The sequence below is a fragment of the Streptomyces carminius genome, assembly GCF_002794255.1.
GTDB lineage: Bacteria > Actinomycetota > Actinomycetes > Streptomycetales > Streptomycetaceae > Streptomyces > Streptomyces carminius.
Window position 1 is genome coordinate 118,670 of record NZ_PGGW01000011.1, and the last position, 10,776, is coordinate 129,445.

The 10,776-nt window shown below is 73.5% G+C and carries 7 protein-coding genes; 4 read left to right on the forward strand and 3 right to left on the reverse strand.

Going from position 1 to position 10,776, the window contains the following annotated elements; genetic code table 11:
- Positions 1-479 precede the first annotated feature (479 nt).
- A complete protein-coding gene (locus CUT44_RS03485) occupies positions 480-1,631 on the reverse strand; it encodes an NAD-dependent epimerase/dehydratase family protein (RefSeq protein ID WP_100200625.1) in 1,152 nt (383 codons plus the stop codon).
- A 243-nt stretch (positions 1,632-1,874) separates the two neighbouring features.
- On the opposite strand from CUT44_RS03485, the gene ctaD reads away from it, so the two are divergent.
- Both ctaD and ctaF read left to right on the forward strand, forming a co-directional pair.
- Complete coding sequence (gene ctaD, locus CUT44_RS03490) at positions 1,875-3,578, forward strand: aa3-type cytochrome oxidase subunit I (protein ID WP_100200626.1); 1,704 nt, start codon at positions 1,875-1,877, stop codon at positions 3,576-3,578.
- A 49-nt stretch (positions 3,579-3,627) separates the two neighbouring features.
- Positions 3,628-4,014: an aa3-type cytochrome oxidase subunit IV gene (gene ctaF, locus CUT44_RS03495; protein WP_100200627.1), complete on the forward strand. Its 387-nt coding sequence runs from the start codon at positions 3,628-3,630 to the stop codon at positions 4,012-4,014.
- A gap of 85 nt (positions 4,015-4,099) precedes the next feature.
- Here ctaF and qcrB read toward each other — a convergent pair whose 3' ends face one another.
- The gene (qcrB, locus tag CUT44_RS03500; RefSeq protein ID WP_100200628.1) at positions 4,100-5,758 is read right to left on the reverse strand and encodes a cytochrome bc1 complex cytochrome b subunit; all 1,659 of its coding nucleotides are present in this window, start codon (positions 5,756-5,758) and stop codon (positions 4,100-4,102) included.
- A gap of 125 nt (positions 5,759-5,883) precedes the next feature.
- Between qcrB and CUT44_RS03505 the strand changes: the two genes are divergently transcribed.
- Complete coding sequence (locus CUT44_RS03505) at positions 5,884-7,002, forward strand: enolase C-terminal domain-like protein (RefSeq protein ID WP_100200629.1); 1,119 nt, start codon at positions 5,884-5,886, stop codon at positions 7,000-7,002.
- A gap of 138 nt (positions 7,003-7,140) precedes the next feature.
- Here CUT44_RS03505 and CUT44_RS03510 read toward each other — a convergent pair whose 3' ends face one another.
- Complete coding sequence (locus CUT44_RS03510; RefSeq protein ID WP_100200630.1) at positions 7,141-10,221, reverse strand: FAD-binding and (Fe-S)-binding domain-containing protein; 3,081 nt, start codon at positions 10,219-10,221, stop codon at positions 7,141-7,143.
- Positions 10,222-10,324: 103 nt separating this feature from the next.
- Here CUT44_RS03510 and CUT44_RS03515 point away from each other — a divergent pair, with 103 nt between their 5' ends.
- On the forward strand, positions 10,325-10,711 hold the full coding sequence (locus CUT44_RS03515; protein WP_100200631.1) for a hypothetical protein: 387 nt from the start codon (positions 10,325-10,327) through the stop codon (positions 10,709-10,711).
- Positions 10,712-10,776 lie beyond the last annotated feature (65 nt).

The following is a 10,776-nucleotide window of genomic DNA, read 5'->3' on the forward strand; positions in this document are numbered from 1 at the left end:
CCGCTCCGGCGGGTGCGTACGGCCGACGGCCGGGGTACCGCCGTGCCGTCGGCCCGTCCCGGCGGGTTCACCCGGCCGTCCGCTTCGCCCCCGGGACACCGGTGATGCCGCCGTGCCGTCGGCCCGCTTCCACATCCCGGCCGGCGGCGCGCCGGGGTTTCGCCTGCTGCCTGTCGTGGCACCGGGGCCGGCCCACGTCCGGCCCGGATGTGGGCCGCGGGCTGCGGCCGCGGGAGTGGCGCGCCGGGACGCACCGGTGATCGCCGCGGGCCGTCCCGGTGGCGGGTCGGCCCGGTCGAGGGGTTCGGCTGCCGGTCGCCGGTCAGGGGCGCCGGGTCCGGCTCGTGTCCGGCTCTGCCGGTCCGTGGGCGGCAGCTGCGGAGCGGCGCGCCGAGCGGCGCCGGTGGACGGGCGCGGCCGACGGATCGCGGTCCGGCCAGACCGGGGCGGCCCCCCGCCCCGGTGGCCCCGGCCGCCGGTCAGGGCCGCCGGCCCACCCCGGTGGCGAGCTCGCCCAGCCGTCCGCCCCGGATCCGGGACACCAGCGGCGGGGTCGGTCCGCCGACCCCTTCCCGCATGCCGGTCAGCAGCGCGCCGAAGGTCTCGGCAGCCGACCTCCGGGGCGCCCAGCCCAGTTCCTGCCCGGCCCGGCCGCAGTCCATCAGCGGCAGCCGCAGGAACGCGTCGAACAGTTCCGGCGAGGCGGGCGCCAGCCGCAGCCGCCAGGCGGCCGTCACCGCGGCCCGCACCGGTCCCAGGGGCAGCCGCACCACCCGGGCGCCCAGCACCCCGGCCAGCACCTCGGCGTCGACCACCGGGTCGGCGGCCAGGTTGAAGGCGCCGTGCACCGGCTGGGTGACCGCGAGCCGGTACGCCTCGGCGGCGTCGTCGGTGTGCAGCACCTGGAAGCGCAGCCCCGGCAGGTCCGGGACCACGGGCACCAGACCGGGCCGTAGCAGCCGCTGGGGCACCAGCGGACCGGCGAACAACCGCCGCTGCTCGCTCGCCGCCGCCTCCTTGAACAGGAAACCGGGCCGCATCCGCACGACCCGCACCTCGGGCCGGTCGTGCTCGAAGCCGTCCAGCAGCCGCTCCACGTACGCTTTCTCCCGGCAGTACGCGGTGTCCGGCCGGCCGCCGTGGGTCGGCCAGGTCTCGTCCACGGCGCGGTCCTTCGGACCGGGGGAGTAGGCGCCCACCGAGGACGCGTACACCAGCGCGGGCACCTCGGCCGCCACCACCGCGCGCAGCACCCGGGCGGTGCCCAGCACGTTGGTGCGCCAGGTGGTCAGCGGATCGCGCAGCGGCTGGATCAGCCAGGCCAGGTGCACCACGGCGTCGGCGCCCCGGAAGAGATCGGTCAGCCGCTCCTCGACCAGCCGGCCGGCGCGGTCCTCGTCGCCGTCCGCTCCATGCTCCCCGCCGTCCCCGCCGAGGTCCACGCTCGCCCACTCGGTCTTCGCGGGACTCCATCCGGGGGTACGGCGGGCGAGGCCCAGTACCGAGGCGACGTGCGGATCGGCGGCCAGCCGCTCCACCACGGAGGTGCCCACGTTGCCGGTGGCGCCCAGGACCACCACCCGCAGCCCGTCGCCACCGGTCCCCGTGCCGCCGTCCACCGCTGTGCCCATCTCGTCCCTCTCCTCGCACGTCCTGTCGCCGCACCGCCGGGCCGCGTCCGCCGCCCGGTTCCGCGCCGTCCCGGTACCCGCCGGGCGGAGGGCGGAGTACCCCCGCGCACAGGGGGGAAACGGCGCGCCCGGCGGGCTCCGGCGGCCTGCCCACCGGATGCACCCGTTTGGTCACCGTGCGGCGGGTTACGCGGTACCCGGCCACGGGACAGCGGGACAGCGGGCAGGAGAGTGCGGAAAGCCATGACCGATGTGGACGAGGTACGGGGAGGAGAGGGGACCCGCACGCCGGCGGGGGGCACCGGCACGGGGTTCGGCCGGGCGCTGCTGCGCTGGCTGACGACCACCGACCACAAGGTGATCGGCAACCTGTACATCACCACCGCCTTCGGCTTCTTCCTGGCCGGCGGGGTGATGGCCCTGCTGATGCGGGCCGAGCTGGCCGCGCCCGGACTCCAGATGCTGAACAACCACCAGTACAACCAGCTCGTCACCATCCACGGCACGGTCATGATGCTGCTGTTCGCGACCCCGATGTTCGCGGGGTTCGCCAACGCCGTCATGCCGCTGCAGATCGGCGCCCCCGACGTGGCCTTCCCCCGGGTGAACGCCCTCACCTACTGGCTGTTCCTCTTCGGCGGGCTGCTGGTCCTCTCCGGTTTCCTCACCCCCGCCGGCGCCGCGAACTTCGGCTGGTTCGCCTACGCCCCGCTCAACCGGGAGGAGTACACCCCGACCCTCGGCGCCGACCTGTGGGCCATGGGACTGGTGGTGGCCGGGCTGGGCACGGTGCTGGGCGCGGTCAACTTCATCGCCACGATCATCTGCCTGCGCGCCCCCGGCATGACGATGTTCCGGATGCCGATCTTCACCTGGAACGTGCTGTTCACCTCGATCCTGGTACTGATCGCCTTCCCCGTGCTGACCGCCGCGCTACTGGCCCTGCAGGCCGACCGCACCCTCGGCTCGCACATCTTCGACCCCGCCAACGGCGGGGCGATCCTGTGGCAGCACCTGTTCTGGTTCTTCGGCCACCCGGAGGTCTACATCGTCGCCCTGCCGTTCTTCGGGATCATCACCGAGATCATCCCGGTCTTCAGCCGCAAGCCGATCTTCGGCTACATCGGCCTGATCGGCGCGACCATCGCGATCACCATGCTCTCGGCGGTGGTGTGGGCGCACCACATGTTCGCCACCGGAGCGGTGCTGCTGCCGTTCTTCTCCCTGATGTCCTTCCTGATCGCGGTGCCCACCGGAGTGAAGTTCTTCAACTGGATCGGCACCATGTGGAAGGGCTCCCTCAGCTTCGAGACGCCGATGCTGTGGGCGCTGGGCTTCCTGGTCACCTTCCTGCTCGGCGGCCTCACCGGTGTCATCGTGGCCTCCCCGCCGCTGGACTGGCACACCACCGACACCTACTTCGTGGTGGCGCACCTGCACTACGTGCTGTTCGGCACCGTCGTGTTCGCCATGTTCGGCGGCTTCTACTTCTGGTGGCCCAAGTTCACCGGGCGGATGCTGAACGAGCGGCTGGGGAAGATCCACTTCGCGCTGACGCTGGTGGGGTTCCAGATCACCTTCCTGGTCCAGCACTGGCTGGGCCAGTTCGGCATGCCGCGCCGCTACTCCGACTACCTGGAGGCCGACGGCTTCACCGCCCTCCACCTGGTCTCCACGGTCGGCTCGGCGATCCTGGGAGTGTCCACCCTGGTGTTCCTCTACAACGTGTGGTGGACCGCCCGGTACGGGGACAAGGCCCCCGGTGACGACCCCTGGGGGTACGGCCGTTCACTGGAGTGGGCCACCTCGTGCCCGCCGCCCCGGCACAACTTCACCACCCTGCCGCGCGTCCGCTCCGAGTCCCCGGCCTTCCACCTGCACCATCCGGGGATCGCCTCGCAGGAGCAGCGCAAGCCGCTGGAGCCGCCGGACGCGGGCGGACAGTGACACGGCGGCACGAACGGCACACACGGCACGGCGGGAGGCAGGAGGAACGATGAAGGCCGAGACCTATCTCTTCGGCGGTGTGGCGCTGTTCTTCGCGCTGATCTCCGTCGGCTACGGGCTGCTCTCCGACGACGCGGCCGGGACCGCCGCCCTGGTCGTCGCCTTCCTGATGGCCGCCATGGTCGCCCTCTTCCTCGGTGTCCAGCACCGCAGGCACGGCGGGCGCCCGGAGGACCGGCGCGACGGTGAGATCGCCGACCGGGCGGGACCGCTGGACTTCTTCCCCGACGGCAGCCCCTGGCCGGTCGTCACCGCGCTCGGGGCCACCCTGCTGGGGGCCGGGGTGGTGTTCGGGCTGTGGCTGTTCCTGATGGGCTTCGGGGTGCTGGCGGCCGGGGTGTTCGGGTTCGTCTTCCAGTACGCCAGGAGGGGCTGAGCGCGGGCCGGAGGCCGGGAGGGGTGCCGTCACCGCGCGTCTCCCGCGTGGCTTCCGCCCCCGGTCCCGTCCGCCTCCGGTCCGCTCAGTCCCGGGAGGAGGCCCCGGGCTCGTACGGGTCCAGTTCCCCCGGGGCGTGCGGCGGCAGTTCGCGCACCTCCCGCTCCTCGCGGGCCAGCCGCTGCCGGTACGCGTCCCGGTAGTACCAGTGGTTCAGCCGCGTCCGCAGCCGCCGTACCGGCCCGGCGTCCCCGTCGGCCGCCATCGGCCGCGGCAACTCCCGGGCCCGGGCCAGCAGCGTGTAGCGCTCCTGCTCGGGCAGCGGCCGGTGGCCCGGGTGGAAGGCGCCCTCGACCGACTGGACGACCTCCCCGGTCGGCTCGCCCTCGGCCAGCCGCTCGGCGTCCCGGTCCCGCAGCGCCAGGCAGAGCCGCTTGGTGACCAGGAACGCGAGCACGGGGGCGACCACCAGGGCCACCCGGGTCACCCACACCAGCCCGTTCAGGGAGACGTGGAGCACATGGGCGATCACGTCGTCGCCCCCGGCGAGGAGCAGGACCGCGTAGAAGGTGGCGCCGGCGGCCCCCAGACCGGTGCGCACCGGCCGGTCGCGGGGCCGGTCGCACAGGTGGTGCTCCCGGCTGTCGCCGGTCACCCACCTCTCGAAGAACGGGTACAGGTACAGCAGCAGGAACAGCACGGCGGGCAGCACCACGGCGGGCAGCAGCACGCTCCACGCGATCGTGTGGCCCCACAGCGTGGTCTCCATCGCCGGCACCAGCCGCAGCGACCCCTCCAGGAAGCCGATGTACCAGTCGGGCTGGGAGCCGAAGGAGATCTTGTCGGTGCGGTAGGGGCCGTACGCCCACACCGGATTGATCTGGAACAGGCCGGCGACGAGCACCAGCACCCCGGTGACGAGGAAGAACAGACCGGTGGACTTGGTGGCGAACTGGGGGACCATCGGCTGTCCGACGACGTTGCGGCCGGTGCGGCCCGGACCGGCCCACTGGGTGTGCTTGTGGTAGACCACCAGGATCAGATGGAGGGTGATCAGCCCGACCAGCAGCCCCGGCACCAGCAGGATGTGCAGCGAGTACAGCCGGGGGATGATCTCCTCCCCGGGGTACTCGCCGCCGAAGGCGAAGAAGGCCAGATAGGTGCCGACGACCGGGATGGACAGCATGATCCCGTGGGCGATCCGCAGCCCCGTCCCCGACAGCAGGTCGTCGGGGAGCGAGTAGCCGCTGAAGCCCTCCACCATCGCCAGCACGAACAGGGTCACCCCGATCACCCAGTTGACCTCGCGCGGCCTGCGGAACGCCCCGGTGAGGAAGACCCGCAGCATGTGCACGGCGGCCGAGGCGACGAAGAGCAGCGCCGCCCAGTGGTGCACCTGCCGCACCAGCAGCCCGCCGCGCACGTCGAAGCTGATGTCCAGCGTGGAGGCGTACGCCTCGGACATCCGGGTACCCCGCAGCGGCTCGTAGGAGCCGGTGTACGTGGTCTGGGCCATGCTCGGGTCGAAGAACAGCGTGAGGTAGACCCCGGTGAGCAGCAGCACCGCGAAGCTGTACAGGGCCAACTCCCCCAGCAGGAACGACCAGTGGTCGGGGAAGGGCTTGCGCAGCAGTCCCCGGGCGGCCTCGGAGACCGGCAGCCGTCCGTCCACCGAGCCGTAGCCGCGCCACTCCGCCTTCCGTACCTTCGCCCTCCAGCGTGCTCGTCTTCTCGACAGGAACATGAACAGCCCTCTCCACCGCGGGACATCACGCGGTGTGCGCCAGTGCCCGCAGCATGCCGCGCCAAACGCCGGGCACCCGGCGGCGGAGACGAAGCACCGCAAGGAGCGACCGGAAGGAGGGCCGAATGCCCGCGACAGCGCAGGAGGGCGGCGGGCCGCCGGTGGAGGAGGTCCGCACCCGCGTCTGGACGGTCCCCACCGACCGCCCGGAGTCCGACGGCACCCTGGAGTGGGACTCCACCACCGTCGTCCTGGTGGAGGCGCGTGCCGCCGGGCACACCGGCACGGGCTGGACCTACGCCCAGCGGGCCACCGCCGAACTGATCGACACCCGGCTCGCGCCGCTGGTGACGGGCGCCGACGCGCTGCGGCCCGGGCACGTCTGGTCGGTGCTGCACCGCTCGCTGCGCAACGCCGGCTACCCGGGGATGGGCGCGCTGGCGGTCTCGGCCGTGGACACCGCCCTGTGGGACCTCAAGAGCAGGCTGCTGGGCGTCTCCCTGGCCACCGCCCTGGACGCGGTGCACGAGGCCGTTCCCGTCTACGGCAGCGGCGGTTTCACCTCCTACGGTCCGGCCGAGGTCGCCGAGCAGCTCGCCGGCTGGGTCGAGGAGGGGGTCACCCGGGTGAAGATGAAGGTCGGACGCGACGACGCGGCGGACGCCGAGCGGGTGCGCGCGGCCCGTGCCGCGATCGGCGACTCGGCCGAGCTGTACGCGGACGCCAACGGCGCCTGGACCCGCAAGCAGGCCCTGGACCACGCCGGGCGCCTCCGCGACGCGGGCGTCACCTGGCTGGAGGAACCGGTCTCCTCCGACGACCTGGAAGGGCTGCGGCTGCTGCGCGACCGCGGTCCGGCGGGCCTGGACATCGCGGCGGGGGAGTACGGCTTCACCCTGCCGTACTTCCGCCGCATGCTCGAAGCGGGGGCGGTGGACTGCCTCCAGGCCGACGTCACCCGCTGCGGCGGGTTCACCGGCTTCCGTGCCGTCGCCGCGCTGTGCGACGCCCACGGCATCGGCCTGTCGGCGCACTGCGCGCCGCAGTTGAGCGCGCACGCGTGCGCCGCCGCGCCCCGGCTGCGGCACCTGGAGTACTTCCACGACCATGTGCGCATCGAGGAGGCGCTCTTCGACGGCGTGCTCGCCCCCGGCCCCGGCGGTGCCCTGCGCCCGGACCGCTCCCGCTCCGGGCACGGGCTGACACTGCGCGCCGACCGGCTGGAACGCCACCGGGTGCGGTGACGGGCCGCGGCGGCACCGCTGCGGCCCGGCCCGCACTCCGGCCGCCGGGTTCGTCCCGGGGTACCCCGGCCGGGGTGCTGCGGCGGCCGGGGCGGTGCGCGCCCGCAGGGGCGTCGCGGGGCGTCCGGCGGGTGCGGTTCAGCGGGCGCGGCCCGCGGTGCCGCGCAGCGCCCGCCGTACGGCCGCCGCCGCCGAGACCGCGCCCGCCACCGCGCCCGCCACCGCGCCCGCCACCGCGCCCGCCGACACCACTGCCGCCGCCGCGACCGTCGCCGCGGCCCGTGCCCGGGACGGCGGCGCGGTCCGTTCCGGTTCCGGCGCCGCACTGCTTCTCGTGCCCGCCGCGTCGACCGTGCCGCACCGCTCCCGCAGCCCGGCGGCCAGCGCCTCCGCCAGGTGCAGCGGGGCGCGGCCGGTGTCCGACTGCTCGGTCTGGGTGCGGCAGCTGAAGCCGTCGGCGAGGACCAGGGCACCGGCGTCCGCCTCGCGCACCGCGGGCAGCAGCGCGTGCTCGGCGCAGGCGGCGGAGACCTCGTAGTGGCCGCGCTCGAAACCGAAGTTGCCCGCCAGACCGCAGCAGCCCTCCACCACCGACGCGTCCACCCCGGCGCGCTCCAGCAGTGCCCGGTCGGCGTCGAAGCCGAGGACGGCGTGCTGGTGGCAGTGCGGCTGGACCACGGCGGAGCGGTCCAGGCGGGGCGGCTCCCAGTCGGGCGCGCGTTCGGTCAGCACCTCGGCCAGGGTGCGGGTCTGCCGCTTCAGCCGTCCGATGTCCGGGTCGTCCGGGAGCAGCTCGGGGCCGTCCGCCCGGAAGACGGCCGTACAGCTCGGTTCCAGGCCGACCACCGGGACGCCGCGCCGCAGATCCTCCCGGAGCACCTGAGCGGTGTGCCGCAGCACTCGCTTGGCGACCGTCAGCTGGCCGGTGGAGATCCAGGTCAGCCCGCAGCAGACCGCCGCGTCCGGGACCCTCACATGGAAGCCGGCGTCCTCCAGGACCTCCACCGCGGCCCGTCCGACCGCCGGGTGGAAGAAGTTGGTGAAGGTGTCGGGCCACACCACCACCTCGCCCCGCCGGCCGCCGCCGCGGGTCCCGCCGCGGGCCCGCCACCAGTCGGTGAACGTCTCGTCGGCGAAGACCGGCAGCTCGCGCTCGGGGGCGATGCCGCCCAGCCGTTTGGCGGCCCGCTCCAGCAGCGGCGTGCGGGTGACGGCGTTGACCAGACCGGACAGCCGGGCCGCCGGCCGGGCCAGGGCGGGCAGCCAGCCCATGGAGTAGTGCGCGGCCGGCCGCAGGCGGCCCGCGTAGTGGTGGTGCAGGAACTCGGCCTTGTAGGTCGCCATGTCGACATTGACCGGGCAGTCGCTCTTGCAGCCCTTGCAGGCCAGACAGAGGTCGAGGGCGTCGTGCGCCTCCTTCGAGCGCCAGCCGTCCCCGATCGGCCCGGAGTTGTCCACCATCTCGAACAGCAGCCGGGCCCGGCCACGGGTGGAGTGCTCCTCCTCGCGGGTGGCCCGGTAGCTGGGGCACATCACCCCGCCCTCCAGCGAGCGGCACTTGCCGACCCCGACGCAGCGCAGGGCGGCCCCGCTGAACTTTCCCTCGTCGTGCGGGTAGGAGAAGGCGGTCTCCGGCTCACGGGGCCGGAAGTCCGCGCCCAGCCGCAGATGCTGGTCCAGCTTCGCGGGAAAGACCACCTTTCCCGGGTTCATCCGGTTGCCCGGGTCGAGGATCCCCTTCAGCTCCTCGAAGGCCCGGACGACCTCGGGGCCGAACATCCTCTCCAGCAGCTCGCCGCGGGCCTGTCCGTCGCCGTGTTCGCCGGAGAGCGAGCCCCCGTACGACACCACGAGGTCGGCGGCGCGTTCGACGAAGGCGCGCATGGTGGCGACGCCCTCGGCGGAGGTGAGGTCGAAGGGGATGCGGGTGTGCAGGCAGCCGTGCCCGTAGTGCCCGTAGACGGCCGGATCGCCGTAGCCGAACTCCCGGAACAGCTCGCTGAGGTCCCGCAGGTAGTCGCCGACGCGGTCGGGCGGTACGGCCGAGTCCTCCCAGCCCTCCCAGGTGTCGGGGAGCCCCGGTACGTGCGCGGTCGCGCCGAGCCCGGCCTCGCGGACCTTCCACAGTGCGTGCTTGGGCCCGCTCCCGTGGTACCAGGTGGCGTCGGTCGCCTCGGGGAAGGCGTCGACCAGGGACCGGGCCCGGCGGGCCGCCTCCTCCCGGGTGTCGGCGGCGAACTCCGCCATCAGCCAGGAGCCGCCGCCGGGCAGCATCTCGCGGCCGGCCGGGTTGAGCCCCTTGAGCTCCTCGAACCACACCAGCCGGTCGTCGACGCCCTCCAGCGCGTGCGGTCCGTGCTCCGAGACGGCCGGTACGTGGTCGGCGGCCGTCGCCGCGTCGGGGAAGCCGAGCACCGCCATGGCGGTGTGCCCGGGCACGTCGGCCAGTTCCAGCTCGGCCCGCAGCACGGTGACGAGCGTGGACTCCGAACCGACGAGCAGCCCGGCGACGTCGAAGCCGTTCTCCGGCAGCAGCGCGTCCAGGTTGTAGCCCGACACCCGCCGGGGGATGTCGGGGAAGCGCTCGCGGGTCAGCCCGGCGTAGCGGTCGCGCAGCGCTACCAGCCCCCGGTAGACCTCCCCCCGGCGTCCCGGCTCGGCGCACAGCCGTGCCAGCTCCTCCTCGCCGGTGGGGCCCACCCACATCCGCAGCCCGTCGTAGGTGAGCACCTCCAGGCGCCGGATGTTGTCCGAGACCTTGCCGTACCACTGGGCCGTCGAGCCGCAGGAGTTGTTGCCGATCATCCCGCCCAGCGTGCAGTTGGGATGGGTCGCGGGGCGCGGCCCGTACTGCAGCCCGTGGGGCGCGAGCAGCCGGTTCAGCTCGTCCAGCACGATCCCCGGCTCCACCACGCAGGTGCGGCTGCCGGGGTCGACGGAGACCAGCCGCCGGCAGTACTTGCTCCAGTCGAGTACGACACCGGTGTTGCAGCACTGGCCGGCCAGGCTGGTGCCGCCGCCCCGGGAGAGCACCGGCACGTCGTGCTCCCGGCACACCTCCAGCGCGGCCACGGCGTCGTCCACCGCTTCGGGCAGCACCACCCCCAGCGGTGTCTGCCGGTAGTTCGACGCGTCGGTGGCGTAGGTGGCCCGGGTACCGGCATCGAACCGGACCTCGCCCTTCACTCTTCTCCGCAGTTCCTTCTCCAGGGCAAGCACGCGCGTCGGTTACCTCATCCGGGTGCATCGAAACCGGACACAACCGGTGTTTCCGTCCCTCCGTCACGGGTACCGCGAAGAACCGGAAGGAGGGAGGAACGGCATGCTGGTCAGCCTCCTGGTGCTGTTGCTGATGTTCCTGGGCTATCTGACGGTGGCCCTGCTGACGGCCCGTGTGGCGTACGGCATGGAACGCGCCCGGATCATCGAGCAGGAGCGCGACTGGCACACCGACGAGGACCCGGTGGAGCGTTTCCGCGAGCAGGGCCAGTCGGTGGCCGCCACCACGGGCTTCCTGTACGGGTTCGCCTGGCCCGTCGTCATACCCGGTTACCTCTTCTACCGTTGCGCCACCCTGGTGATCACCCGGCGTCCCTCGCCCACCCCGTACGAGCGCGCGCTCCGGGCCGAACGGCTCGACGAGCGCATCCGGGAACTGGAGGAGTCGCTGGGAATGCGCGGGCAGGCGCACGGGCAGGCGGATCACTGACGGCGCGTCGCGGGCGGAGGCATGAACCGCGCGATGTGGGTACCGTTCTGTGCGCATCCGCGTGG

What these genes read in the sequence shown, in the direction of transcription:
- CUT44_RS03485 (WP_100200625.1), bottom strand. Translation starts at nt 1,631, where the DNA reads ATGGGCACAGCGGTGGACGGCGGCACGGGGACCGGTGGCGACGGGCTG.
- ctaD (WP_100200626.1), top strand. Translation starts at nt 1,875, where the DNA reads ATGACCGATGTGGACGAGGTACGGGGAGGAGAGGGGACCCGCACGCCG.
- ctaF (WP_100200627.1), top strand. Translation starts at nt 3,628, where the DNA reads ATGAAGGCCGAGACCTATCTCTTCGGCGGTGTGGCGCTGTTCTTCGCG.
- qcrB (WP_100200628.1), bottom strand. Translation starts at nt 5,758, where the DNA reads ATGTTCCTGTCGAGAAGACGAGCACGCTGGAGGGCGAAGGTACGGAAG.
- CUT44_RS03505 (WP_100200629.1), top strand. Translation starts at nt 5,884, where the DNA reads ATGCCCGCGACAGCGCAGGAGGGCGGCGGGCCGCCGGTGGAGGAGGTC.
- CUT44_RS03515 (WP_100200631.1), top strand. Translation starts at nt 10,325, where the DNA reads ATGCTGGTCAGCCTCCTGGTGCTGTTGCTGATGTTCCTGGGCTATCTG.